This is a genomic window from Bacillus sp. FSL P2-0069, from assembly GCF_038593315.1.
Taxonomy (GTDB): Bacteria; Bacillota; Bacilli; order Bacillales; family Bacillaceae; genus Bacillus; species Bacillus safensis.
Map to the genome: position 1 here is coordinate 2,903,359 of NZ_CP151984.1, position 25,787 is coordinate 2,929,145.

The window sequence follows — 25,787 nt, forward strand, 5'->3', positions numbered from 1 at the left end:
ACTCCCCCTTAGTTACGTAAAGGTTTTCCTTTGACGAGCATGTGCTGCATACGTGCCTGTGATTTCACTTCTCCTACAAGACTTAAAAAGGCTTCTCTTTCAAGCTCTAATAAGTATTGCTCCTCTACCTCGGTTCCAAATGGCAGTTTCCCGCCGGAAATGACATGAGCTAATTTTTTTACAATGGTCATGTCATGCTCTGAAATGTATCCTGACAGTCTCATATTTTCAGCAGCCAAAATCATCGCTGCATATCCTGTTTCTCCCATGACCGGCACCTTTTGCTTGAGCGGCGCACGATAACCGGCTTCATCAAGAGAGAGCACCAGTTGTTTTGCATCATAGATCAGGTGATCCCCGTTCATACTGATCCGGTCGTTCACGCGGAGCATGTTCATATCCCGCGCTTCCTCAGCTGAAGTTGATACTTTTGCCATCGCAATTGTTTCAAATGTTTTCAGCGTGGCATCCTGTATAGCCGTCTGCGACGGCTTCATTGACCCTTGCAGGTGACGAAGATATAACTCTTTGTTTCCGCCGCCTCCTGGAATCAGTCCAACTCCCGCTTCCACAAGTCCCATGTAAGTTTCGCTGGACGCCTGAATAGCTGCTGCCGGCAGACAAACTTCTGTTCCGCCTCCTAATGTCATCCCAAACGGTGCGGCTACGACTGGGCGATTGCTATATTTCACCTTCATCATTGCCTGCTGGAAGCGTCTGATCACAAAGTCAATTTCAAAGAAATTGTCGTCCTGTGCTTCCATTAAAATCAGGGCAAGGTTTGCGCCAACACAGAAGTTCTTCCCTTGGTTTCCGATGACAAGCCCTTTATAATTCTTTTCCGTCTCATCAACAGCGCGATTGATCATATCAATGACATCTAGTCCAATGGCATTGCTTTTAGAGTGAAATTCGAGCAAGGCGACATCATCACCAATATCGATCAGGCTCGCACCAGAATTTTTGAAGATGACGTCATGTTTCTTTTTCAATCTAGCTAAAGAAATATGTTTGTCGTTTCCTTTTTCCTGTTCATAAGCCCCGTTATGATAAAACGCTCGCACTCCATCAGCATTCTCTTGATAGAATGTCTCGTGTCCTTTTGACAGCATGTCTTGCACCCATGCTGGAATAATGCGGCCTTCTGCTTCCATGCGTTCGGCGGCTTTTTTGACACCTATTGCATCCCACAGCTCAAATGGGCCGTGCTGCCAGCCGAATCCCCATTTCATGGCGTTATCGATAGACTGAATATCATCCGCAATTTCACCTTTTAGATGAGCTGAATAAAGAAGTACGGGCGCTGTCATATTCCAAAGTAGTTGCCCTGCACGACCATCCTGATAAATAAGCGCTTTCAACTTTGCTTTTGCACCCTTTTGCTGTTTCGCCATTTCAATGCCTGGATCTTTTAGCTTTGTGCGTTCACCATATGTGAGCGTCACTGGGTCAAGCTCTAAAATGACCTTCCCATTTTTTTTATAAAAACCTTGGCCTGCCTTGCTGCCAATCCATCCTTTTTCGAGCATTCTTTCAATAAACTCAGGCAGCTGAAAAATCTCTTTTTCCTTTCCTTCTACCTGTTCATATACGTTTCGTGCCACATGAGAGAACGTGTCGAGCCCCACGACATCAAGTGTACGGAAGGTCGCACTTTTCGGTCTTCCGATGAGAGGTCCTGTGACAGAATCCACTTCTCCGATGGTGTATTTGTTCTCAAGCATTTCACGCACTGTGACAAGAAGTCCATAAGTGCCAATGCGGTTTGCAATAAAGTTCGGTGTGTCCTTTGCTTCAACCACACCTTTGCCGAGTACATCCTCGCCAAATGTTTTCATAAATGACAGTACTTCTGGATCTGTTTCTTGAATAGGAATGATTTCTAAGAGCTTTAAATAACGAGCTGGGTTAAAAAAATGTGTGCCTAAAAAGTGGCGTTTAAAATCATCTGATCGGCCTTCTGCCATTTTTTCAACTGAAATACCGGATGTATTGCTTGATACGATGCTTCCTTCTTTGCGGTGTTCGTCGATGAGAGAGAATACGTGTTGTTTGATGCTGAGCTTTTCAGTGACGACTTCAATGATCCAGTCAGCATCGTGTAATAAGGAAAGGTGGTCTGTGAGATTTCCCGGTGTGATGTATGATAGGTTTTTTGCTGAAGTAAGAGGTGCTGGCTTTTGCTTTAATAATTTTTTCATCGCTTCTTGACTTAATCGATTCCGAACACTAGGGTGATCAAGCGTCCGCTTTTTCGCCGTTTCTTCCTTTGTCAGTTCATTTGGCACAATATCTAGCAGTGTAACTGGTATCCCAATATTGGCTAAATGTGCAGCAATGCCTGAGCCCATGACACCTGAACCAATGACAGCCGCCTTGCGAATATGTTTGCCCATAAATATCCCCCTAAACATTTTGAATGAACAGTCATTCATTTTTTGTCCAAAAAAAAGCAATGCCTCTTTCTTTATCTTAAAAGATTTTCCGAAACAGTTCAATAGCAGATTTCAAAAATTTACACATTCTCGTGTGCCTCCGTTTGCGGCGTATGAATTACAGATGAGAGGGAATTGTAAGAATGGAGGTGATGTCCACATGTCTCGTTTGAAGAAAAACCCATCGAAAGCAGGCGTAAGTGCTGCAAGTGTAAAAGGAAACGCAGGTCCATCACAGGAAGCAGACCTTGGCGGGAAAAAAACCAGTCAAAATCAGCAATATAAAAAGAATCAGTAAGGAAACAAATTCGTAAGGAGGAACACATGTTGAATAATCAGCAAATGAATATGCCCCCAGAAGTCATTTCAGTGAAGGATTCCTTGTACTTAGAGGATATGCTCAACTGGAACTTGATCGCCATGAAAAAGGCTCATTTTATGGCCGAGCATTGCCAGGACCAAACATTGAAACAAGAATTAAATCAAGTTGGCCAAATGCATCATCAGCATTACACACAAATTCTTCAGCATTTAGGCAGCTCAGGGCAAGGCCAGTCTACTGGCTTTATGCAATAGGAGGAAAAAACATGGAACAGCAAAACCAACAAAAAATCGGGAATCCACAAACTCCGGTTCCCACAACAACAAATATGAACGATCGTGATTTCGTCACAGATCTCTTGTCGACTGAAAAATATATGACAAGTGGATACAACACAGCGCTCAATGAATTCAGTCATGAATCTCTTTATCAGGATATTCAGCGAATTGCACTGGAAACACAGAAAACACAAAGACATTTATATGATGTCATGTTCCGATATGGCTGGTATTCTGTTGAAGCCGCTGATCAGCAAAAGCTCCAGCAGGCACACCAGAAATTCCAGCAAACACTGACAGATCAATCGCCGTACGGTTCATCACAAATGTCATAAGAAAAAAACTGCCAGTCTAGTGCTGGCAGTTTTTTAACGGTCTTTATTGGCGCGATGAGCTTCGTTCAACTGTTTGATCCGTTGAATCGTGTGTTTGATTTCTTCTTTTGCTTCTGGATACGTTTCATTGAAATGCTTTGCTAGCGGCGGCATGCTTTTTGCAATATGAGAGTAGATCACCCACTGTTTCACATCTTGTTTCAGCTCGTCTGTTGATTCACCGAGCAGCAGCTCTGTATATTTATCAAGCAAGCCTTCCAGCTTTTCATCTAATTCATTTCCCATTGATATTCCGCTCCTTTTTCAGAAAAAAGCCTGACTCTGTGAGATACAGATGTCAGGCTTTTGACATACGATTATCTTGCAGCAAGAAATGTTTCAGCTTGCGCTTGCTGCACAATACAGCGTCCTCTACCGTGCGGAATACATAATGGTGTTCCAAATAAAGGATCTGTTGTCACTTGGCAATTCATATCAAAGACATTTTTCACGAGATCACAATTAATCACTGTTTCTGGTCTGCCTTCTGCATAGATTGACTTGTCTTTAATCGCCACAAGATGATGAGCATATCTGCATGCAAGATTGAGGTCATGAAGAACCATCACAATCGTGCGCTGCTCTTTCTCATTTAAATCAAACAGAAGGTCCAAAATTTCGATTTGATGTGTCATGTCTAAATATGTCGTCGGCTCATCTAACAAAATAATATCGGTCTCTTGGGCCAGCGTCATCGCAATCCATGCACGCTGCCTTTGTCCACCTGATAATGAATCAACGGTCCGATCAGCAAGGTCTTCCATCTTTGTTGACTTTAATGCGCGGTTCACTGCTTCTTCATCTTGCTTCGACCACTGCTTCAGCCAATTTTGATAAGGATATCTGCCTTGCTTCACTAACTGATGCACGGTTAATCCTTCTGGCGCTTCTGGTCCTTGTGGAAGAATGGCGAGTTGTTTTGCTACTTCTTTTGTAGGTAATTTTGCAATGGAATGACCTTCAAGCAGGACAGAACCACCCATTGGCTTCATGAGACGGGCCAAAGAGCGAAGTAGCGTGGATTTACCGCATCCATTACTGCCAATAAATACTGTGATTTCACCCTTAGGGATTGATACATTTAGTTCATCGATGATCATTGTTTCTCCGTAGCCTAAGCTTAAACCTTCAGTAGAAATGGCACTCATTCCGCTCAAACGCTCCTTTTCTCATCCAAATTTTTATATGAAATATCGTCTATGTACAGACGTAAAAGATCACTTATCTCAATTTAGTGTATCAGATTTAAGTGATCTTGAAAATCATTTTCAATTAAAAAATGAGAAACTCTCGTTTATTTCTTCCTTTGGAATGTACGTTTGGTCCCATCTTCTAGCTTCAGATCGATCTGTATCCGCTGATAATCATCATCTAAATTAAAAGCAGCTAATAGTTCCTTTACATACACTTCATTGATCTTTTCACTAGGAATCGACATATCATTCAGCTTCATCTTCATTTCGCGCAAGGCTTCTTCTCCTTCATAGCGGACCCCATTCATATGATCACGGATGATCGCTTCCTCTTTGCCTCTTGCCTGACGATAAGTCGCTTCGTATAATTCGTTTTTCTGTCCATATTGTACATGCAGATGCACATGCTGAAATGGCAGTTCCTTCATTTGAACAGCTGACAGACTTTCTGCTTCTGCTTCATGTGTTTGTTGTAACGGTTCAACTGATTGACAGCCGGACAGCATAAAGAGCAGCACTCCTATTCGTCCCGCCTTCTTCCAACACATCATGTGTTTCCTCCTATTTCACAGCATCGCTTTTTATTCTTCTCCAAGCTCCTTTTCGTTATTCAATAAAACATCGCACTATGATAAATTGAAACAAAAAGGAGAATGGGATGATGAAAAGAACAGCCATTGTAACTGGTGCCAATAGCGGCTTTGGCAAGCTCATCACGATGCGTCTCGCCAAGCGGGGCTATACAGTGATTGCCGGCGTCAGACAGGAAACCAATGCCAAAAAGCTCGCTGAAGAAATTGATCAAGACTCTTTATCTGGCATGATACATATTGAAGCGTTAGATGTGACCGATACGCAGTCGATTCAAGCATTTCAGAAGAAGCTTCATGCCTATGCACCCATTACCCTGCTTGTGAACAATGCGGGAACAGCCTTTGGTGGTTTTGCGGAGGAGGTTCCTGTCGACACGTACCGCCAGCAATTTGAAGTGAATGTCTTCGGTGTGATGGAAATGACCCAAGCAGTGCTGCCGTTTATGACGAGTGGTGCAAAGATTTTCAATATGAGCAGCATCAGCGGATTAATGGGGATGCCTGCACTTTCTCCATATGTATCGTCTAAGTTTGCGTTGGAAGGCTATACAGAAAGCTTGCGGATTGAACTGGCTTCGTTCGGTATACAGGCGGCCTTGATCGAGCCGGGCTCTTTCCAGACGAATATTTGGAACACCTCCATGAACGAGCAAATGATTCAGCCAGCAGAAGGATCGAAATACACAAAACTCTATCAAAAGATGATGGCCCATATTGATGCCCAGAAATCCAACTATGGAGATCCTCGTGAAGTGGCAGAGCTTGTTGTACGATTAGCAGAAAAGAAGCGGCTGAAACGGCTGAGATATCTTGTTGGAAAAGGCGTACGGCTTTCATTCACAGCAAAGCAGCTTCTGCCTTGGAACATGTGGGAACGGATCATACTACGTACACTCTCTTCAAAAAAATAAGCACAAAAAAACAGGTGGATATGTTGACATCCACCTGTTTTTTTATTTATTCGCTATCTGACTGTCCAAGGGTAATATCTAGATTTTTGTTCTTTCCTTCACGGATGACAGTCATTGTGGTTTTATCGCCGACTTTTGTTTCTTTGTAAAGAATTTCTTTCAGCTGAGAGCTGTTCACTACGTCTTTCCCTTTGAACTTGATGATGACATCTCCAGATTTCAAGCCTGCTTTTTGTGCAGGTGAACCTTTTGAAACATCCTTTACGTAAATGCCTTTGCCGATTTGTTTATCAAATAAGCCGAGCGTATTTTCCTGATATGTCTCAGGCACTTGCTCAAGGTCAATCATTTGTACGCCAAGGTATGGACGTTCAACTTTTCCATTTTTCAACAGCTCATCTACAATCGGTTTGACATCGTTACTTGGGATCGCAAATCCGAGTGATTCCACACCGCTTTCGCTGATTTTCAAGCTGTTGATGCCAATGACTTGACCGTCAGTATTGATCAGTGGCCCCCCGCTGTTTCCTGGGTTAATCGCTGCATCTGTTTGCAGCACATTCATCTCCACCGTACCAGATGACGTATTTGCTTCTACAGTACGATCAAGACCACTAATAATTCCTTCTGTCACAGTACCTGAGAACTGTGCACCGAGCGGATTCCCAATGGCAATGACTTTATCTCCAGCACGAAGCTTAGAAGAATCACCAAAGCTCGCCACTTTATCAATACCGTCTGCGTTCATTTCAACAACGGCTAAATCTGTCATGACATCACTGCCGACAAGCTTTGCGTCTTTCGTTTTTCCATCATAAAGGGTGACCTTGATTTTATTGGCACCTTCGACAACATGGTTATTTGTAATAATGTACGCTTTTTTGCCATCTTTTTTGAAGATGACACCAGAGCCTGTTCCAGCTTCAGCTTCTGTTTGATCACCGCTCAGGCCAAACGAATTTTGTGTAGATTGATAGTTTGAGACCCCAACAATGGTTGGCTCTAAATCTTCTACCATATCAGCCACATTTGTGGCATTGGTGATTTGTTTTGTCGAGAAATTATCTGAGGCTGCCGGCTCGCTTGATGCTGTCTGCGTTTGCGTGTTGGCAGCTGTATCCTGTGACTGCGGCAAAAGCGGTGTAATGCCAAGTACAAGACCCCCGCCAATAATTCCTCCAAGAATCGGGCTCAGCCATGCCGCCTTCCGCTTTTTCTCTTTTTTCGACGCACGGTCATCCACCATTTGAGGAGAATGATTTGTCACACTCTCCTCTGTAGCAGATGCTTCGTTTTCATGCTGGTGAAAAACAAGTTCCTTCTCTTTTTCTGGTGCGTCTATTTGTTTCTCATTCTCTTGATGGGTATCTTTTTGCTGATTCATTTCATTGTCTTGATTCGCGTTTTCATGATGATTCATCTTATTCTCTTCATCTTCTCTTCGGAAATCCATCGCTTGCACTCCTTTACATCATGTTTCATTCATATGTCTAGATAGGACTTCAGGTCCTCTTAATGGAAAGATCATTGAAAAATACTTTATGGCAATATGTCAAATTATATAATACTTATTCATAGAAAAAAAGCAAGGTGCGCACATTGATGAAAAGCACCTATTCACCCGCCTTTTGTCTATGCCCTTTTTTCCCTTGACCTTATCATAATCAAACATTATGGGATAATGATGAGAAGAATATGTGAAATTGTGAAAAAAGCGTGTGATTGTTGACATGCCGCCTTCGTATCCCGTTATAATGACGTTGAGAGGATGTGGAAGACTTTGTCGTACACCATTTATTTAGTTGAAGATGAACAAAATTTAAATGAACTGTTAACCAAATATTTAGAGAGTGAAGGTTGGAATGTCTCCTCTTTTTTAACCGGAGAAGCGGCACGCGAGGCAATGAACAAGCCGCCGCATCTATGGATTTTAGATATCATGCTGCCTGATACAGACGGCTATACCCTCATAAAAGAAATTAAAGCCGCATCACCTGACGTACCGGTCATTTTCATTTCAGCCCGGGATGCAGATATCGACCGTGTCCTCGGTTTAGAGCTGGGAAGCAGTGATTATATTGCGAAGCCGTTTCTTCCGCGTGAGCTGATCATTCGGGTTCAAAAGCTGCTGGAGCTTGTGTATAAAAACAGCGATACACCGCAGCAAAGCGTCACTTCAGTTTCTTCTTATGTCATTCATGAGGATGTAAGAGAGGTCTATGAAGAGGGACAGCTCATTAACTTAACTTCTAAGGAATTTGACTTGCTGCTTTTATTTACACATCACCAGGGACATGCTTTTTCTCGTGAAGATATCCTCGTCAAGATTTGGGGACACGATTACTTCGGGACAGATCGTGTGGTGGATGACCTTGTTAGACGGCTGCGCAAAAAAATGCCCGACTTAAAGGTCGAGACCATCTATGGATTTGGCTATAGGATGCTTAAAGGATGAAGAACAAACCGCTCGCTTTTCAAATTTGGATCGTGATCTCTGGCATTTTGCTCACCATTTCCATTGTCCTGATTATTCTATTTTCCAATACATTACGTGACTTCTTCACAAATGAAATTTATAAAAATATCGAAAATGAACAGCAAGTGCTGACAGAATATCCATTGAACCGAGACGGCTCGCCAAAATCGACACCGGAAAACCGCTCCGTGCAGCACATTTTGATCCCATCAGATGAATTAGATCAAATGGCGCAGTTTTTTCCGCATGCTTTTATTGAGAAAATCCAATCGTTTGTGAAAAAACAAAAAAGCGCAACGAAACGGTATTCTGAAGAGGTGAACGGCCAGCATATCTTTTTTGTCATCAAAAAGGTATCTTCAGGCAATACACAATATATTCTTCTGTCCTATGCACCAGATTCTTATCGAGATGACCTGTCCTTTACGCTGTTTAAACAGCTGATCTTTATCTTAGGCACCGTTATTTTACTAAGCTGGATTCCATCGATTTGGCTTGCCCGCTATTTATCCCGACCAATCGTTGCGTTTGAAAAGCACGTCAAACGGATTGCCCAAGAGGACTGGGACGATCCTGTCATCGTTGACCGGCAAGATGAAATTGGCAAACTTGGTCATACCATTGAAGAAATGAGACAAAAACTCATTCAAAAAGATGAAACAGAACGGACACTTTTGCAGAATATTTCACATGACTTAAAGACACCTGTCATGGTCATCCGCGGCTACACTCAGTCCATTAAAGATGGTATTTTTCCTAAGGGAGATCTTGAACAAACGGTGGAAGTCATTGAAGGTGAAGCGGAAAAGCTTGAGAAGAAAATCAAGGATCTGCTGTACTTAACAAAGCTTGATTATTTATCAAAACAACATCCCGCACATTCTTCCTTCCTACTCAGTAATACGATGCTGGAAGTGGTCGACCGAATACGCTGGTCGAAAAATGAATTGCAGTGGAACGTGGACTTAGATGATGAGGCTGCTCTTGAAGGCGATCCAGAACAATGGAGCAAATTATTTGAGAATGTACTAGAAAATCAACTTCGGTACGCAAAAAGTAAGATTGATATTCAGATGAAACAGGAAGAGGATCAAATCCGCATTGTCATTCGTAATGACGGTCCTCCAATTGAAGAACATATGCTGTCCAACCTATACGAGCCTTTTAGTAAGGGAAAAAAGGGCGAATTCGGTATTGGATTAAGCATTGTCAAAAGAATTCTTTCAATGCATCAAGCGTCCATATCTATTGAAAATGATGATCTAGGTGTACGTTATACAATTATGGTTCCAAAGAAGAGACTGTAGGTTTTTGACCGCAGTCTTTTTTAGATGAATGAATACCCATTGAAATCACGGTATGTGGCTTTGATCTTTTTGCCAGCTTGATACATCCATTTCTTTTCAATGGTTGTCTCTTTCGGCATTTTGACTTTTTCTACTTGAATCCCTTTTGTTCGCAGGCGTCTAATCATATCATCGATTTCTCTCATGGAACATCATCCTTTCACATATTTTGACCAGTTGGTCACCTTACTTTATAATATAAAGAATTACACTGTAAAAAACAAGTTACAATCTGATTAATTTTTGAAAACTTTCGTCGTTTATGACCGATAAGTCACATCTCTTTGCGCACGTTTCCTAAGACATTTGTCTCTCGGTAAGAAAGGATGACATTCATTTTGAAAAAGAAAGAAAAAATGATCATTGAGGCTGGCATGAAATTATTTGCCAGCAAAGGCTATAACACAACGTCTGTTCAGGAAATTGCAGATGAATGCCACATGTCAAAGGGTGCTTTTTATCTTTATTTTAAATCAAAGGAAGCACTGCTCATTTCGATCCTTCATTACTATTACGATAAGGTATTTACCCGGATTCATGAGGTTCAAACAGAGGGCGGCACACCAAAAGAAGCCTACCGCAAACAGCTCACTGTCTATTACGATAATATTTTGCAGCAAAAGGATTTTATTAAAATGCAGCTGAGCGACAGGGCGCTTCCATTGAATGAAGAAACGCAGCAGCTCGCAAAACAAATTAGGCTTGCAACCATCCAGCTTCACATCGATAACATTAAACAAGTGTATGGAGACGCTGCTATTCCTTATATGGCTGATTTATGTTTGACGATTGAGGGCATGAGCCACGTTTATTTCGAGCTTGCCATTTTATATGATTTTCAGCTGGAAGCAGAAGAGCTTGCCAAAACCATGATTCATCGTATCGATGATTTGATGGGCGGTATGATGAAGCGAAATGATCTTCCTCTCATTTCTGTAGATCAAGCGAGCGATTGGTTTGGTCCAATTTATGAACGGTCATTCGATCCGCTCACAGAATCTCTTTTAAAGGAATTAAGAGAGATTGCTGAAGCACACTATGAAGTGAAAAACGAGCCTGAGTTATTTGAAGCGCTTGGCATCCTGGAAAATGAATTAAACAAACAAAAACCAAGACAAGTCATCGTGAAAGGCATGCTGTACCAATTGAAATTATATGCACCGCTTCAAACCAATTCTGATTCACTTTTGCGTATTTTGAAAGAGGATCATTTGTAAACACATATTTTCAATGAAAAAACCAGGGGCAGCTGCCCCTGGTTTCTTATTTTGCTTTCGGTGTCACCATTTCCTCTGGTTTCACAAATTGCTCGAACTGCTCTTCAGTTAACAGCTCTAATTGAAGTGCTGCTTCTTTTAGTGTTAATCCTTCTTTATGCGCAAGCTTCGCAATTTTAGCTGCATTTTCATATCCGATGTGCGGGTTTAATGCCGTCACAAGCATCAATGAATTGTTCAAGTTTTTCTCAATCGTTTCAAGGTTTGGTTCGATTCCAACTGCACACTTGTCATGGAATGAGTTCATGCCGTCAGCAAGTAGTTCAACTGATTGCAGGAAGTTATAAATGATGACTGGCTTAAATACGTTCAGCTCAAAGTTTCCTTGGCTTGCCGCAAAACCGATTGTGGCATCATTCCCCATGATTTGCGCTGCAATCATAGTTAATGCTTCACTTTGGGTTGGGTTAACTTTTCCTGGCATAATGGAGCTTCCCGGCTCATTTTCAGGAATGATCAATTCGCCAATTCCGCAGCGAGGACCACTTGCAAGCCATCTTACATCATTGGCAATTTTCATTAAATCAGCTGCAAGTGCTTTTAAGGCACCGTGTGCATACGTAATTTCATCATGGCTTGTCAGCGCATGGAATTTGTTTGGTGAAGAATTGAAAGTTTGACCTGTCAGCTGGCTGATTTCCTCAGCAACAAATTGACCGAACTCAGGATGTGCGTTAATTCCTGTACCAACAGCAGTTCCGCCAATGGCTAATTCTCTCATTTTTTCAGTTGATTCTAGAATCATTTCTTTTGAACGATCCAGCATGTATACCCAGCCGCTAATCTCTTGACCAACTGTCAGCGGTGTTGCATCCTGCAAGTGCGTACGGCCGATTTTCACAATCTCTTGATACGCTTTTGCTTTCTCATCAAGAGTTGTTCTTAACTGGTCAATTGCAGGCAGCAATTTTTTGTACACAGCTAAAACAGCTGCCACGTGCATAGCCGTTGGGAATGTATCATTTGAGCTTTGGCTGCGGTTAACGTCATCATTCGGGTGAATGCTGAACTCGCTATTTTTATCTTTCAAGTAAGCAGTTGCTCTGTTTGCAACGACTTCGTTCATGTTCATGTTACTTTGTGTTCCACTGCCTGTCTGCCAAACAACAAGCGGGAAATGCTCGTCATACTTTCCGCTGATGATATCATCACATACAGCAGCAATTGCTTCTGCTTTTTCGCTTTCAAGGTTGCCAAGTCGTTCGTTCGCAATCGCTGTGCTACGTTTCAAAATTGCAAACGCATTCACAACTTCCTTTGGCATTTTCTCAGAACCGATTTTGAAATTTTCTTTGCTTCGTTGTGTTTGTGCACCCCAGAACTTGTCCTTCGGCACTTTGATTTCGCCCATTGTGTCTTTTTCGATTCTAAATTCTGTCATTATGTATCCCTCCATAGCTTCTCATCACTCAACTCTATTCTATACAAAAAACGAAAATCCTTTAAGCGTTTTCAATTAAAATTTTATCTTTATTTTAATTTTAGTTCAATATAAACGCGAACATCCTTCGAATATTTGTATTTTGGGTTCGTTTTTCCGTAATCCTTTGATGTATAGGTCACCTCATAATGCTTGTCAAACGACTGTAGAATACGGTCGATCTCCTCTTTTGTTCCTGCTAAACGAATCTGTGCCATCTTGTTTCCTCCAAAACCCTCATTCTTTCTTTTACCACAAAATAATGTAACACAGAATATTGTTTTTTCAAGCAGGTAATGCTAAGAAAAAGATTTGAGGCGGGTGATCCAAATGAATCAGACTCCATTAAAAGAGCACTTATACGATAATCTCTCCGTCATCCTTCCGCAATTAAAAGAAATGGACGATTTGGTCCATGAGAAAAAAACACTGCCTCACGGACAGGTGGTTTACTATTTATACATAAAAGAAATGAACGAAACGATGGAGATTCAAACCTTTTTAAAGCTGCTTCTCCAAGATCATACGTCTCTCACAAAAGAGAAGCTGGAATCCAATTTATCGATGATGACCACCCGTTCTGTGAAGACCACCGAGGAATTGGTCGATGCGATTTTTGAAGGGCATTGTGTGGTACTGATTAACGGATTTCAGCATGCGTATATTTTAGAAACGCATGGAACGAAGAAACGCAGTATAGGTGATGCTACCTCTGAAACAATTGTGAGAGGCCCGAAAATTGGCTTTATTGAAGATTTAGATACGAACTTAGCTCTTGTGAGGCAGCGCTTGAAAAACCCCAATCTTAAAACCGTCGACATGAAAATTGGTCAAAAAAAGTACACCCAAGTGACCATCATGTACATTGACGGTATGGCTCAATCGTCTGTTTTAAAAGAAGTGAAAAAAAGGCTCAAGCAAGTCACCATTGATGATATACAAGACTCCGGTGTTCTTGAGGAACTGATTGAGGACAATGTGTACTCGCCTTTCCCGCAAATCCAAAACACAGAACGGCCGGATAAAGTGGCATCTGCTTTAAATAATGGACGTGTCGCCATTTTTGTTGATCATTCACCTTTTGTGTTAATTGTACCTGCTTCTCTCGCGACGATTATGCAATCACCTGATGATTATTATGAAAGGTGGATCGCCGCCTCTCTCATTCGTATGCTGCGGTTTACCTCTATCTTTCTGACATTATTTTTATCAGCCATTTATATTGCGCTTGTGTCCTTCCATCAAGGACTTTTACCAACAACACTGGCTATTTCGATCTCAAGTACAAGAGAAAATGTCCCCTTTCCGCCTATTGTGGAGGCACTCATCATGGAGATAACGATTGAGCTGCTGCGGGAAGCTGGTTTAAGGCTGCCAAATCCGCTCGGTCAAACGATTGGACTTGTAGGCGGAGTCGTCATTGGGCAGGCGGCCGTTCAGGCTCATATTGTGAGCTCGATTATGGTGATTATCGTCAGTGTGATTGCCCTTGCTTCCTTTACTGTGCCTCAATACGGGATGGGCATGTCGTTCCGCGTGCTCCGCTTTGTGTCCATGTTTACGGCAGCTACTTTGGGTTTATATGGGATTGTGCTGTTCATGCTCGTTCTCCTTACCCATTTAACACGGCAAAAAAGTTTTGGTACGCCTTATTTTTCGCCAGACTTTGTGTTCAGCTATAAAAATGAAGACAATTCCATCATTCGATTGCCTTTGAAAAATCAAAAGAAAGGAGAACGATATGGTCAATCATAAAGAGTCGATCACCAGCTATCAGGCAAGTGCCATTATTGCCAATACAACATTAGGTGCAAGTATGATGATTCTGCCCAGAGCAATGGCACAGGCTGCAACTACACCTGATGGCTGGATTGCACTCTTACTCATGAGCGTCATTTACATTGTATTTATTTTTGTGAATGTCCTTATGATGAAAAAAGTCCCCTTCTCCTCTTACTATGATTATACAAATGAGGGGCTTGGAAAGTGGATTGGTGCTCTTGCTAACCTGCTCATTATTGTTTATTTTCTTGGCGTTGCCAGCTATGAAGTACGGGCTATGTCAGAAATGGTGAAGTTCTTTCTGCTTCAAAACACACCTGTAGCGGTGACAATGATCAGCTTTATTTTGGTTGGTCTTTATCTCGTAGTCGGCGGGATTGGTGATTTTGCCAGACTGTGCCCTTTTTTCCTCATTGTGACCTTGATTATCTTATTTGTTGCATATGGACTCAGTGTTCAAGAATTTAAGTTAGATAACCTCCGGCCTGTTTTAGGAGAGGGATTCTCCCCTGTCTTCAAATCCCTTAACGCATCAGCCATTTCGTTTGTCGGCATTGAAATGATGCTGTTTATGCCTGTCTATATGAACACGCAAAAACACACCTTTGCTTATGGCGCAATCGGCTTTTTAATTCCTGCGATCATTTATATATTCACCTATATTCTTGTCGTTGGTGCGTTCACTGTGAAAGAAACTGCGACGTTGACTTGGCCGACGATTGCTTTATTTCAATCGTTCGATATACAGGGGATTTTTATTGAGCGAATTGAATCTTTTTTGCTTATCGTTTGGCTTGTTCAGCTTTATACGAGCTTTGTAGGATATACGTTTTTTGCTGCAATGGGGGTATCCAAACTAACAAAATTACCAAAAAAGATCGTGCTCGCGTTGATGGGAATTGTCATCTACTTTGCCGCCGTTTTCCCAAAGGATGTTGATACAGTGCGTGATTATTTAACCTATGTGAACCATTTATTTTTCCTTTTATTCGGCATCCTCCCGTTTCTCTTATTTATCATCGTGTTTTTTAAAAGGAGGCGGAAAGCAGCATGAAAAAAAAGGCGGCCTTTGCATACCTGGCCCTTGTTCTATTAAGTGGATGCTGGGATAGTACCAATATTGAGGAGCTCAACATGGCGATTGGTTTTGGCTTAGATAAAGGAGATGACGGTCATAAGCTTAAAATATCTATGCAAGTCCTTGTTCCTCAAAAAATTGAGCAAGAATCCAGCGTAAAAGACCCAACAAAGATTATTGAAACTAGTGGTGATTCCGTACATCAAATATTCCGAACAACAACGCTCAAGAGTCACCGGATTTTCGCCCAGCAGCTGAGGGTGTATTTATTTTCTGAGGAGCTCATCAATGAGAATAATTTCGACCTCGTCATTAATCAATTTATTCGCGACAATGAAACACGGAGAGGAAGCCTTGTCTTTATGACTTCTGAGAAGCCTGGGGACTTGCTGAAAATCAATGACGATGGACAGCCAGCTTCTTCTACATTATATGATATTTCTAGGAATACTAAATCGACTATACGTATGCTCAAGCCCGCTTCATTAGGAGATATTTCTTCTGCTATGCAAAACAACGTATCTTTTGCTGTTCCGAAAGTCGGTGTGGATCAAGGGAAATTAATGCTGGACGGAGCCTCTATTATAAAGAACAGACGATTTCTCACCAACATCTCTCCGTTAGCCGTGCAGTCGTATAACCTGTTGACCGGAGACGGAGAAGGCGGAGTCATTGAATTTGAATATGATCACAGCATCTATTCTTTTGAGATTTTTAAACTGAAACACAACATTGAAACGAATAAAACAGCCAGCGGAAAATATCAATTTAATGTGTCAGTGGCGCTTGAAGGAAGATTATCTGAGGATTGGAATGAGCGGGAAAATGCATTTAATGAAAAGTATCTCCAAGAGATTGAAGGTGTTGTGGAGCGTCGATTAGAGAAAAACGTAAAAGATTTCATTGGGGAATTACAGAATGAGATCAAAGCAGATATTTGCGGGTTTTATCAAAAAGCGAGTATTGCGTATCCGAAGGACTTTCGAAAAGAAGCGAAGCATTGGGATGAAATATTTAGTGAATCGGACATTCGTTACAAAGCAAATGTGAAAATCCGTGACTTCGGGACTAAGGGCGCAACACAATCTTTATAGAGTATGTTAAAATGGTAAGAAAAAAAGGGTGTCAATCATGAAACGAGCTTTACTTTCGGCCGGCATTCTATTTTTGATTCTGGGGATACTTCTGTTAATCGTTGTATTCACGCAATCAAAAGAAGATTTCTTCATTGAAGCCGACAGCTTTTCAAGCACATTTTTGATCGTGGTTTATTATGGACAAACCCCTGCGCTCCTTCTGTTGGGAGGCGGATTATTCGTCGGACTTTCACAGATCATTGATTTGCAGGAAAAAAAAGCGGCAGCAGCAAAGGAGAGCGTAAAGCTTTTATCCGAAATGAAGAAAACCCTGGAAGAAAAACCGGCCAAGGAGCAGGAGGCTTTTCCAGTTCCTGAGCTCCATCAACTATCCGAACGTCCGATCACAGGACAGAAGGACTAATTTTACGCATGTTCTAGCAGCTTTCACTTGAAAGCTGTTTTTTTATTGAATCAGCTTATGACGGTGCGCATACACAGCCGCCTGCGTTCGATCTTCCACATCAAGTTTGGAAAGAATGTTGGTAATATGGGTCTTCACCGTTTTAATTGTAATAAATAATTCCTCGGCAATGACCTTATTCGATTTCCCATCCGCAATCAGCTTCAAGATCTCCATTTCTCTTGCCGTTAATGAATCGTGAAGGATGGACCCATTTGATGAATGACGGAGTTTATTCATGACCTTTCCAGCCACTTTTGATTCAAGTCTTGGTTCGCCGATACTTGCAGATCTGATGGCATCAGCAATTTCTCCTGCCTTGGATGTTTTTAATAAATAGCTTAAAGCACCCGCCTCAATCACTGGATAGACTTTATCATCGTCAATAAAGCTCGTCAGAACGATAATCTTGGCATCTTCAATTTCCTGACAAATTCTTTTCGTTGCTTCGATGCCATCCATCCCCTCCATGACAAGATCCATTAAAATCACATCTGGCTTTAATTCAACGGCTAGCTCTACACCTTTTTGTCCATCTGACGCTTCACCAATGACTTCAATATCAGCCTGCGCCTCTAAAAAGGCCGCAAGACCCATTCTCACCATTTCGTGATCGTCGATTAAAAGCACTCGAATCATCGAACGTTCTCTCCTTTTCCTTCATCAAAAATGGGAACCTTCACATCAATTTGTGTGCCTTTTCCCTCAAATGACATAATCTCTGCGACACCGCCTACTTCACTTGTTCTCTCTCGAATCGATTCAAGTCCGTAGGAGGCTGTCTTCACATGGTCTGTTTGAAAGCCGATACCATTATCAATAATCTTTAGCTGCACTTGCCGGTTTCTTATGAGCAGGCGCACAGTTACCTTTGTCGCCTTTGCATGCCTAAATACATTAGACAGGGCTTCTTGCACAATTCGGAAGAGGTGGTCCTCTACTCCTTTAGATAACGGAACATCATCTTCGATTTCCCAATCAATATCAATCGGCTGCTTTGCTTGAAATTCATTTAGCAGCTCAATTAAGCCTTTTTTCAGGTCTTTTCCTTCTAGCGTGATCGGTCTTAGATGAAGCAGAAGAGCACGCATCTCATTTTGTGCATCGCCAGCCATTCGTTCGACAAGCTGCATTTGCTTTAATATCTTTTCATCCTTTTCCTTCATGCCTTCAAGAATAGCTGAAGTCATCATCGAAATCGCAAATAACTGCTGACTGACCGCATCATGGAGCTCTCGTGCAAGCCGCTGCCGCTCTTCTGAGACGACCGATTTCTTCATTTGAACCTGCCATTCAGCCCGTTCATTTGAAAGCTTTTGCAAAGAGGCTACTTGCCCTTCCACCCGCTTCGCCATTTCATTTAATTGATCGGCGGCTAAGCCAATTTCATCGTCGCCAAGAGACGGCAGTCTGTATGCAAAGTTTCCATTTTCAAATTTCAAAATCGACTCTACAAGCTGATCGAGGCGCTTCTTATGCTGATAGCCAAATACACTCCCGGCAGAAATCCCAATCGCAAGACTAACGATGAGTAAAATACAAAAAAACGGTATGCCAAACCAGCGGGTAGAAAGCAGGATCATCGGATCAAGCTGATAATAAAAAAACATCGGCAGTGTCGTCATCGTCACAACACCGAGCGAGATACCGACGCCAAGACGAACAGATTGCCACTGGAGGCCTAAATGGAATTTCCTCATAAGTATCTCACATCCACATCTCCGATCAATAGAGAGATGGAGATTTTCACTTTTCGTTTGCTCTCATCGTAATCGTTGGTCATCACGTACACTTTACTGCCGAACCCGCTTCTTTTTTCATCTATGATTTTCATATCACCAATCGCGGCGGAAGCACTCACACATACTTCAATATCCTGCGGTACGTAAATATCCACATCTCCGATCAGCCCGCTAATCACGATCGTACTCTCTTCTTCTGCGATGATCGCCTTTGATAAATCGATTTTCACATCGCCAATAAAACCTGAAATCGTCAAATCACTTAATTGAAACGGCTTTTTCATCAGCCTGACTTCACCGATAAAAAAGTCATGCTCTTTGCGCGGCTTTGTCTGGCTTTTTGTTTTTTTCTGATCGTCCTTTTTTTCAAGATTGACTTTCAGTGAAGGCTTCCCGTCGTCTGATGTTTCTTTTTTATCGACATCAAAAACAGGTTTATTTTTCAATAAGCGATAGCCGGCATAAATCAAAAAGGCCGCAAATAAGTAACCTGTTAAACTAAATGTAATATTGAGCAGAAATTTTAAGAAGAGAAAGCCGGCAAAAATATAGGAAACTGAACCGAGCCAACGTTTGGATCGTGAGTGCAGCCAATAACCTGCCAGCGCAAAAAACACAGGCCAAAACAAATCTGCTCCGATCCCAATAATTTTGAGAAATAAATTAATACCAAATATCACGACAATGATGCCTAAAATTTGATTCCTTGTAAAACGCAGTTGACTCGCCTCCTTCCTTTCTTTCATTCATTACCGCAGCTTGAGGTTACCACTTGTCATTTCAATATCGACTAAATGTGTCCCTTTCCCCCGCGTACCTGTAAAGCCTCGACCTTCACTATCCACTTGATCAAAGTCATACGAGTGATCGACGCTTCCACTTGTTTTTTTCACCTGAACGTTGAAATCTCCGTCATCTGGCAAATTAAATTTCGCGCTCCCTGATGTCATATGAAAGGAGACAGGTGACTCAATTGTATCAAAACTTGCTGTCAACCGGCCGCTTGTCATGCCCAATTGCAGCTCGCCTTTGACATCATTAATATCGGCACGCCCTGAAGTTGCCCCAATATCACTATCCTTCGCATCGATGTGCGACACTGCCAGCCTGCCAGAGGTTGCTTTGATTTCCACATTTTTGGCTGAGAAATTCTCAGCTGTGAGGTTTCCGCTCGTTGATTTGAGTATCACATCTTGAAGGGACAGTTTTCCTTCTCCGTTCATCTCGCTGACTCCGCTTCCACCCGTAATCTTCACATTTTTATGATAATCTGTTGGAATTTTAACTAAAAGCTCTCCTTTTTCAAATTGAGTGAAAAACAAAAAGCTTTTATTTTCAGCGCGAATTTTAAAAGTACCGCCTGTTTGCTCCGCATACATTTTCCCTTTTCCATTGACAGCAGTCACGGAAATATCGGAACGATTTTCAGGTTTTACCTTCACGCGAAACCCAGAAAGAGAAATATCTAATTGATCAATCTCCTCTTTTTTCGCTGAAGCTTTTGTCACTGGTTTTTCACGGGAAAAACTTAAATGAAAGAGATCTTCATTTTTGAAAAGCATGCCAATCATTAAAAAGATACCTACAAGTATACAAATTAGACCGATTAATCGCTTCATTCATACCATCCCTTTATCTTCTGACCTTTTCATTATAAGGAAAAGCGAAACAGAAAGAAATCAAATATCGGAAGAAAAAGCCTGCTTTTCTTCCGATGTGATCTCTATACGTTTGCCTGCTGTTGTTCAGGCTTTTTCTCGAGCTTCAGCTTCTGCCATTCTTTTTCAACCTCGTCGGCATAATCTAAATGAGCATATGCACCTTGATCCGCAAATTGTGCATAGCTGCCTGCTTTTGTTTCCATTTCTTCAATACGGTTCTCCATTCGGAGAAACTCTTTATATGCACTTTCACTGTCTACTTTATTGATGGAATCATTCATATGCTGCTTTGCCTGTGCGGCATTGGCTCTTGCAATCAGTGCCTGCTTCTTGTCTTTTATATCACGCAGCTTCGTTTCTAAGTGCTGCAATTGCTCTTTCAGCTCTTTCAATTGCTTCACAGATTGCTGGTAGGCTTCCTGATATTCGTTGTGCTTTTCTTCAAAATACTTCATTTCTGTGAGCGCTTTTCGTGCAAGCTCCTCTTCTCCCGCATGATATGCCAGCTCGGCCTGCTTCTTTCGCTTTTCAGCAAATGCTTCCGTCTCTTCTGCTTTGCGCAGGAAGCCTTGCTGAATCGTTTGCTGTTTGATGATGGCATGTTTCGCTTTCGCAACATCATCCTCCATATCACGAACGTATTGATTCAGCATGACACGCGGATTCTCCAATTTATCTAAGCCTTCATTGACAGTTGCAACAAACATATCTCTTACTCTTCTTAATACCATTTGATGTTCCTCCTTTTATTTTTTCTTTAAAAAGTCTTCCCATTCTTGATCAAAAGACGTGTGAAGCGGTTCTTCCGTATTAGGTGCCGTGTTTGGCTCCATATATGCTCTGCTTGATGATTTTTTGGTAGATTCACCATTGATCATCGACCAGCCAAAATAAAGAAGTACCCCTGCAAATGCGATGCCAAGTATAAACGGCAAAAATTGCACGACGATCAATACACCAATGACTGCTAGAATGACACCTAAGGTTTTACTGCCTTTTTCGTATTTTTTAACACCTACATAGATGAGCCCTGCCCCAATCAAAACCGGGATCAGTCCACCAAATGAACCACCAAAGAAGATGGATAAACCGACAAACAATAAAATTGAACCGATAATGGTTTTACTTGTTATTTTCATCTTCATGCCTCCTTTCTTGCTCCTTGCTTTAACTATAGTCAAAAAAGAAAGCCGGCAAAACGTGTCACAGATTGATCTTTGATTGCGACTAGAGTCGTAACAATGCTCAGACTGAGCGGCAGAACCTAACAAAAAAGCACTCTTCTATTTGAAGAGTGCTCAGATTGTTGACCAAGGGCTATTGGTCTTCTTTTTTCAGTGTGATAGAAAACCTTTGCAGTCTAGGAAGGACGAGTACCGGAGCGGAGCGAATTGAACATTCGTGAGCACCGGAGCGCAGACCTGACAAAGAATGCGAGGGTTTGTCTACACGCTGGGCACTCTTCTATTTGAAGAGTGCTTTCCTTATTTAGAACGAAACACGTCGGCACTTCGTTCATATTCAACATCAGCTTCACCAAGCCGATGATTCACGATTCGGGCGGCTGCAAATAAATAATCGGATAGACGGTTTACGTATGTGAGCGCAGCGGCTGGAATCTCCTCCTGTTTCGCAAGTGTCACAATATGCCGCTCGGCTCTTCTGACGACTGTCCGCGCCACATGTAAGAGAGCAGCGCCTTCCTGACCGCCTGGTAAAATAAACTTGGTGAGCGGCGCGGCCTCTTCTACATAGACATCCATTCTTTCCTCAAGGACTGTCACAGAGGCTTCTGTTAATTTGCCTTCTTTACGTGGTTTGACTGCTGCCAAATCACCGCCGCAGTCAAACAGCTCATGCTGAATAACAATCAGCTCTGACAAAAGATCCTGAAACAATTCGCCATGCTGCCGTAAATTTGCATGCGCGAGTCCAATAAAGCTATTCGCCTCATCTAGCGTTCCATACGCCTCTACTCTCACATCATCTTTATCAGCTCTTCCGCCGATCAAGCCTGTTTGACCCTGATCCCCGGTTTTCGTATAAAGTTTCAACGGTTTGCCCCCTTTTCTACTGCTTTGTCCTTTTAGTATAACCTGAAGTTGAAAGGAAGTATTTGTTTAATTATGAAACACATTAACTGAAAATTACCCTAATCCCCTTATATATGTTGAATGATGAAACATACCGTTTTATAATGAATGAAAGCGCTTTTTAAAATGAGAGATGGGTGGGATGTACGTGAGTTTACAAAATAAAGTAGCGATCATTACAGGTGCAAGCAGAGGGATTGGCCGCGCCATTGCGGAGGCACTTGCCTGCGAAGGAGCGCACGTCGTTCTCAATGGAACAAACGACATGCTGCTTCAAGAGGTTTGCTCCTTACTGAATAAAAAAGAGAAACGAGCCGTTTATGTTGCAGGTGATGCTAGTTTACCAGAGACAGCATTTTCACTCGTGGAGCAAGCGAAAACACATTTTGGACAGATTGATCTGCTCGTCAACAATGCTGGTATCAATTTACGAAAATCAACAGTCGAGACATCCCTTGATGAGTGGAAACGATTAATTGATATTAATTTGACCGGCACGTTCCTCATGTGCCAAGCGGTCATTCCTGACATGATCAAACAACAAAGCGGAAAGATTATCAATATGAGTTCTACAACTGGCAAAACCCCTCATCACAATGCATCACCTGCATACGGTGCATCAAAGGCAGGCATCAATTATTTAACCATGCATCTTGCCAAAGAATTAGCAGAGCACCACATTCATGTGAATGCTGTCTGCCCTGGTCCAATTGAAACAGACATGAGCAAACAGTGGAGCGATGAATACCGGCGTTCGGTTTTAGATAGAATTCCTTTGAAAACGATTGGAACACCAGAACAAGTCGCAAATGTTGTGACATTTTTAGCTTCTGACCAGTCGGATTTTATCACAGGAGAAACCATCAATATGAATGGCGGAACGTATATGAACTAGAAAAAAAGAGCCTCCTCTTAAAGGCTCTTTTTCTTCTCATATTGATTTTCTCTCGTACCAGAAAGCATGATGGCCTGTCTAATAGCTTCTTCCATGCTCGCAGAATCGGCTTTTCCTGTTCCTGCGATATCAAATGCCGTCCCATGATCGACACTTGTACGAATAATCGGCAGCCCAACTGTAATGTTTACACCCGATTCTAAGCCAAGCACCTTAATCGGTCCGTGCCCTTGATCATGATACATCGCCACAACGATATCAAAGTCACCTCTTGCTGCCCTAAAGAACAAGGTATCAGCAGGCAGCGGCCCAAATACTTGAATCCCTTCTTCCTGCGCTAGTTCAACCGCTGGGATGATCTTCTCCTCTTCTTCTCCGTTCCCAAACAACCCATTCTCCCCAGCATGCGGGTTAATCCCGCATACAGCAATTTTAGGGGCAGAGATTCCAGAACGGACGAGTGTATCATGTGCCAGCTTAATCGTCGTGTATACACGCTCAGGATTAATCTTTAAAATGGCATCCATTAATCCAATATGTGTGGTGACATGAACTACCTTTAAGTTAGGGGCCGCCAGCATCATCGCATAATCTTCTGTACCCGTCAGGTCAGCTAAAATTTCTGTATGTCCTGGATACATATGACCTGCCTTATGAAGTGCCTCTTTGTTTAGCGGCGCTGTGCAAATGCCGTCAATTCTACGGTCATTTGCAAGACTAATGGCTTTTTCAAGATATCGGAAAGCAGCATTTCCTGCTTCTTTTGATATGTCCCCAATTGGAATCTCGTTCGTTAAGAGCTTGAGGTCTAAGCAGGGAACAGCTCCGGCTTTAACTTGCTCCGCTTCCTCTGGTTCTATGATACTTACAATCTCCACATCTGTATTCACAAAGTCTTTCGCCCTATTTAATATACTGGTGTCTCCGATCACAAATAGAACGGCTTCTTCATGTAAACGCGTTTGCTGAAAAGCTTTTAAAATAATTTCAGGACCAACGCCAGCCGCATCTCCCATCGTTACAGCAATGATTGGTTTTGACATTCGACTTCCCCCTCTATCTTTTTCAGCACTTCTATCGCATGGAGTACTGAATTTTTTTGACCGTAAGCTCCTGCTTTCGTAACCGCATATAAATTCGTATCAACGAGCTGACCGAGCGGGATGCCAGGTTCAATTTCTTTCAGCAGCCGAATACCTCCTGCTCCAAGCTCCTGGCAAATCGCCCGCGCTGTATCTCCGCCAGTTAGGAAAAGTCGTCTCATTCCTGATAATGTGACAATGTCTTTTGTGATCATTCCAAGAAAGACGGACAAAGCACTTCCAACCTCTTGTCTTGACAGCCCTTTCTTTTCTCCGTAAACCAGCATCTTTTCAACCATCTCTGGCCGTGCATCTGTATAAAGGAGAATATCTTCGTTCTGACGCTTACGCAGTTGATCGAGAACTGATTTTCGTTCCCATGCTTCACGGCCGTTTAATACATTCAGCGGGTTCACTTTTATCTCAAAACAATCGTGAGTTTCTCTTAAATAAGCAAACTGCTCATTTGTTTTTTGAGAGGCACTTCCAGATACGATGAGGACAGGTCTCTGTTTTTTAAGGCGAGAAGTATTTCTATGTTTAGCGACATATGCCGATAATGCACCAGCTAGTCCCGCTGAACCGACCCATAGTATTCTTTTATCCATCTTCATAAACACTTCCACAATCCGCCCTAAATCATCACTTGTTTCTGCATCACACACAAACCATTGGTGACCATGCTTCAATAACGATGATACCTCATCATTCATTCCTTTGAGCTCTTCGCCGATTGTTTGTTGAGAAAGGTTTTTTGGTCTGACGTTCGTCTGCTCCTCAATTAAACCTGATATGCTGGATGTCAAAACTGGTGTTTTCGGATCCTTTGCTGCCTCTGACAGATGAACAGGCACTCCTTCCACATAATGTATGCCATTATTGGTTGCTCTTTGTGCATCTGGGTAAGCAGGAGCGATAACGGCCGCATCAAATGGGCCAATATCCATTAGTGCTTGCAGTTCAATTCCTATATTGCCTCTTAACGTTGAATCTATTTTTTTAAAGAAAAGGTGCGATTCATCTTGGAGAAATGGCTGCACCATTTGGCTGACCTCATGGTAGGCGTTCTCTGAAGACATACTTCGTGAATCGGTATCCACAATCAGCACATCCTCTTTATACCTGTCAATGCCTTCAAATGACGGCTGAAACAGAACAGAGGCTGTTAAGCCCGATTTGACAAATTGAACACCTGTATCGTTGGCACCTGTCAAATCATCCGCCACAATGATTACCTTTTGCTCTAATTTCGCTCCTTTTTTTAATAGATCGTTTGTCATTTAGACACCT

The 25,787-nt window shown here is 42.2% G+C and carries 29 protein-coding genes; 12 read left to right on the forward strand and 17 right to left on the reverse strand.

Annotated elements, in window-relative coordinates:
• Positions 1–8: 8 nt before the first annotated feature.
• Positions 9–2,396: a 3-hydroxyacyl-CoA dehydrogenase/enoyl-CoA hydratase family protein gene (locus tag NSQ34_RS15000; protein ID WP_176967224.1), complete on the reverse strand. Its 2,388-nt coding sequence runs from the start codon at positions 2,394–2,396 to the stop codon at positions 9–11.
• A 199-nt stretch (positions 2,397–2,595) separates the two neighbouring features.
• Between NSQ34_RS15000 and NSQ34_RS15005 the strand changes: the two genes are divergently transcribed.
• Genes NSQ34_RS15005 through NSQ34_RS15015 form a run of 3 tightly spaced genes read left to right on the forward strand, consistent with a single transcriptional unit; the run spans position 2,596 to position 3,370 of the window.
• On the forward strand, positions 2,596–2,733 hold the full coding sequence (locus NSQ34_RS15005) for a YuzL family protein (RefSeq protein WP_003212904.1): 138 nt from the start codon (positions 2,596–2,598) through the stop codon (positions 2,731–2,733).
• 26 nt (positions 2,734–2,759) lie between these two features.
• On the forward strand, positions 2,760–3,011 hold the full coding sequence (locus tag NSQ34_RS15010) for a hypothetical protein (protein ID WP_048237393.1): 252 nt from the start codon (positions 2,760–2,762) through the stop codon (positions 3,009–3,011).
• An 11-nt stretch (positions 3,012–3,022) separates the two neighbouring features.
• Positions 3,023–3,370 carry a spore coat protein gene (locus NSQ34_RS15015; RefSeq protein WP_024423410.1) on the forward strand — a complete coding sequence of 116 codons (348 nt, stop codon included), beginning with the start codon at positions 3,023–3,025 and terminating at the stop codon, positions 3,368–3,370.
• A 33-nt stretch (positions 3,371–3,403) separates the two neighbouring features.
• Here the strand turns inward: NSQ34_RS15015 and NSQ34_RS15020 are convergent, their stop codons facing one another.
• The 3 genes from NSQ34_RS15020 to NSQ34_RS15030 form a co-directional block, all read right to left on the reverse strand.
• Positions 3,404–3,655: a YusU family protein gene (locus NSQ34_RS15020; protein ID WP_024423411.1), complete on the reverse strand. Its 252-nt coding sequence runs from the start codon at positions 3,653–3,655 to the stop codon at positions 3,404–3,406.
• 71 nt (positions 3,656–3,726) lie between these two features.
• Complete coding sequence (locus NSQ34_RS15025; RefSeq protein ID WP_008347057.1) at positions 3,727–4,557, reverse strand: ABC transporter ATP-binding protein; 831 nt, start codon at positions 4,555–4,557, stop codon at positions 3,727–3,729.
• Between the two features lie 146 nt (positions 4,558–4,703).
• Positions 4,704–5,150, reverse strand: coding sequence for a YusW family protein (locus NSQ34_RS15030; RefSeq protein WP_176544474.1), 447 nt, complete (start codon positions 5,148–5,150; stop codon positions 4,704–4,706).
• A gap of 110 nt (positions 5,151–5,260) precedes the next feature.
• Here NSQ34_RS15030 and NSQ34_RS15035 point away from each other — a divergent pair, with 110 nt between their 5' ends.
• On the forward strand, positions 5,261–6,106 hold the full coding sequence (locus NSQ34_RS15035) for an oxidoreductase (protein ID WP_254001432.1): 846 nt from the start codon (positions 5,261–5,263) through the stop codon (positions 6,104–6,106).
• Positions 6,107–6,152: 46 nt separating this feature from the next.
• On the opposite strand, the gene NSQ34_RS15040 is transcribed toward NSQ34_RS15035, so the two are convergent.
• A complete protein-coding gene (locus tag NSQ34_RS15040; protein ID WP_254001433.1) occupies positions 6,153–7,559 on the reverse strand; it encodes a trypsin-like peptidase domain-containing protein in 1,407 nt (468 codons plus the stop codon).
• Between the two features lie 327 nt (positions 7,560–7,886).
• Here NSQ34_RS15040 and NSQ34_RS15045 point away from each other — a divergent pair, with 327 nt between their 5' ends.
• Positions 7,887–8,561 carry a response regulator transcription factor gene (locus tag NSQ34_RS15045; RefSeq protein WP_034280861.1) on the forward strand — a complete coding sequence of 225 codons (675 nt, stop codon included), beginning with the start codon at positions 7,887–7,889 and terminating at the stop codon, positions 8,559–8,561.
• Entirely contained in the window at positions 8,558–9,889 is a 1,332-nt protein-coding gene (locus NSQ34_RS15050) for a HAMP domain-containing sensor histidine kinase (protein ID WP_254001434.1), read from the forward strand. Before NSQ34_RS15045 ends, NSQ34_RS15050 begins: the two co-directional genes overlap by 4 nt.
• Before the next feature lie 20 nt (positions 9,890–9,909).
• Here NSQ34_RS15050 and spxO read toward each other — a convergent pair whose 3' ends face one another.
• Positions 9,910–10,074: an anti-adapter protein SpxO gene (gene spxO / locus NSQ34_RS15055; protein ID WP_003212782.1), complete on the reverse strand. Its 165-nt coding sequence runs from the start codon at positions 10,072–10,074 to the stop codon at positions 9,910–9,912.
• A gap of 192 nt (positions 10,075–10,266) precedes the next feature.
• On the opposite strand from spxO, the gene NSQ34_RS15060 reads away from it, so the two are divergent.
• Entirely contained in the window at positions 10,267–11,145 is an 879-nt protein-coding gene (locus NSQ34_RS15060; protein ID WP_144496373.1) for a TetR/AcrR family transcriptional regulator, read from the forward strand.
• Between the two features lie 46 nt (positions 11,146–11,191).
• Here NSQ34_RS15060 and fumC read toward each other — a convergent pair whose 3' ends face one another.
• Together fumC and NSQ34_RS15070 are read right to left on the reverse strand one after the other, a co-directional pair.
• Positions 11,192–12,586 carry a class II fumarate hydratase gene (gene fumC / locus NSQ34_RS15065; RefSeq protein ID WP_061110061.1) on the reverse strand — a complete coding sequence of 465 codons (1,395 nt, stop codon included), beginning with the start codon at positions 12,584–12,586 and terminating at the stop codon, positions 11,192–11,194.
• A gap of 89 nt (positions 12,587–12,675) precedes the next feature.
• Positions 12,676–12,843, reverse strand: a complete 168-nt coding sequence (locus NSQ34_RS15070; RefSeq protein WP_003213147.1) for a YvzF family protein — start codon at positions 12,841–12,843, stop codon at positions 12,676–12,678.
• A 112-nt stretch (positions 12,844–12,955) separates the two neighbouring features.
• On the opposite strand from NSQ34_RS15070, the gene NSQ34_RS15075 reads away from it, so the two are divergent.
• From NSQ34_RS15075 to NSQ34_RS15090, 4 genes are read left to right on the forward strand one after another with little or no spacing between them, the layout of a single operon-like run.
• Entirely contained in the window at positions 12,956–14,380 is a 1,425-nt protein-coding gene (locus NSQ34_RS15075) for a spore germination protein (RefSeq protein WP_034280868.1), read from the forward strand.
• Positions 14,367–15,461 carry an endospore germination permease gene (locus NSQ34_RS15080; RefSeq protein WP_046313241.1) on the forward strand — a complete coding sequence of 365 codons (1,095 nt, stop codon included), beginning with the start codon at positions 14,367–14,369 and terminating at the stop codon, positions 15,459–15,461. Before NSQ34_RS15075 ends, NSQ34_RS15080 begins: the two co-directional genes overlap by 14 nt.
• A complete protein-coding gene (locus NSQ34_RS15085; RefSeq protein WP_144496375.1) occupies positions 15,458–16,579 on the forward strand; it encodes a Ger(x)C family spore germination protein in 1,122 nt (373 codons plus the stop codon). Before NSQ34_RS15080 ends, NSQ34_RS15085 begins: the two co-directional genes overlap by 4 nt.
• A 37-nt stretch (positions 16,580–16,616) precedes the next feature.
• A complete protein-coding gene (locus NSQ34_RS15090; RefSeq protein ID WP_034280872.1) occupies positions 16,617–16,985 on the forward strand; it encodes a hypothetical protein in 369 nt (122 codons plus the stop codon).
• A 42-nt stretch (positions 16,986–17,027) separates the two neighbouring features.
• On the opposite strand, the gene NSQ34_RS15095 is transcribed toward NSQ34_RS15090, so the two are convergent.
• The 7 genes from NSQ34_RS15095 to NSQ34_RS15125 form a co-directional block, all read right to left on the reverse strand.
• On the reverse strand, positions 17,028–17,663 hold the full coding sequence (locus NSQ34_RS15095) for a response regulator transcription factor (RefSeq protein ID WP_024423423.1): 636 nt from the start codon (positions 17,661–17,663) through the stop codon (positions 17,028–17,030).
• The gene (gene liaS, locus NSQ34_RS15100; protein ID WP_034280874.1) at positions 17,660–18,724 is read right to left on the reverse strand and encodes a two-component system sensor histidine kinase LiaS; all 1,065 of its coding nucleotides are present in this window, start codon (positions 18,722–18,724) and stop codon (positions 17,660–17,662) included. The genes NSQ34_RS15095 and liaS overlap by 4 nt, the downstream gene beginning before the upstream one ends.
• The gene (gene liaF, locus NSQ34_RS15105; protein WP_170825847.1) at positions 18,721–19,512 is read right to left on the reverse strand and encodes a cell wall-active antibiotics response protein LiaF; all 792 of its coding nucleotides are present in this window, start codon (positions 19,510–19,512) and stop codon (positions 18,721–18,723) included. The genes liaS and liaF overlap by 4 nt, the downstream gene beginning before the upstream one ends.
• Before the next feature lie 3 nt (positions 19,513–19,515).
• Positions 19,516–20,385 (reverse strand): DUF4097 domain-containing protein, encoded by an 870-nt coding sequence (locus NSQ34_RS15110; protein ID WP_041115720.1) that lies wholly within the window; start codon positions 20,383–20,385, stop codon positions 19,516–19,518.
• Positions 20,386–20,489: 104 nt separating this feature from the next.
• Positions 20,490–21,158 (reverse strand): PspA/IM30 family protein, encoded by a 669-nt coding sequence (locus tag NSQ34_RS15115; protein WP_024423427.1) that lies wholly within the window; start codon positions 21,156–21,158, stop codon positions 20,490–20,492.
• 15 nt (positions 21,159–21,173) lie between these two features.
• On the reverse strand, positions 21,174–21,566 hold the full coding sequence (locus NSQ34_RS15120) for a membrane protein (protein WP_041115718.1): 393 nt from the start codon (positions 21,564–21,566) through the stop codon (positions 21,174–21,176).
• A gap of 345 nt (positions 21,567–21,911) precedes the next feature.
• Positions 21,912–22,481 (reverse strand): cob(I)yrinic acid a,c-diamide adenosyltransferase, encoded by a 570-nt coding sequence (locus NSQ34_RS15125; RefSeq protein WP_065215184.1) that lies wholly within the window; start codon positions 22,479–22,481, stop codon positions 21,912–21,914.
• Positions 22,482–22,668: 187 nt separating this feature from the next.
• On the opposite strand from NSQ34_RS15125, the gene NSQ34_RS15130 reads away from it, so the two are divergent.
• On the forward strand, positions 22,669–23,415 hold the full coding sequence (locus NSQ34_RS15130; protein WP_065215183.1) for a 3-oxoacyl-ACP reductase family protein: 747 nt from the start codon (positions 22,669–22,671) through the stop codon (positions 23,413–23,415).
• A 17-nt stretch (positions 23,416–23,432) separates the two neighbouring features.
• On the opposite strand, the gene pdxA is transcribed toward NSQ34_RS15130, so the two are convergent.
• On the reverse strand, positions 23,433–24,458 hold the full coding sequence (gene pdxA / locus NSQ34_RS15135; protein WP_065215182.1) for a 4-hydroxythreonine-4-phosphate dehydrogenase PdxA: 1,026 nt from the start codon (positions 24,456–24,458) through the stop codon (positions 23,433–23,435).
• The gene (locus NSQ34_RS15140; protein WP_176967223.1) at positions 24,434–25,777 is read right to left on the reverse strand and encodes a four-carbon acid sugar kinase family protein; all 1,344 of its coding nucleotides are present in this window, start codon (positions 25,775–25,777) and stop codon (positions 24,434–24,436) included. The genes pdxA and NSQ34_RS15140 overlap by 25 nt, the downstream gene beginning before the upstream one ends.
• Positions 25,778–25,787: the final 10 nt, after the last annotated feature.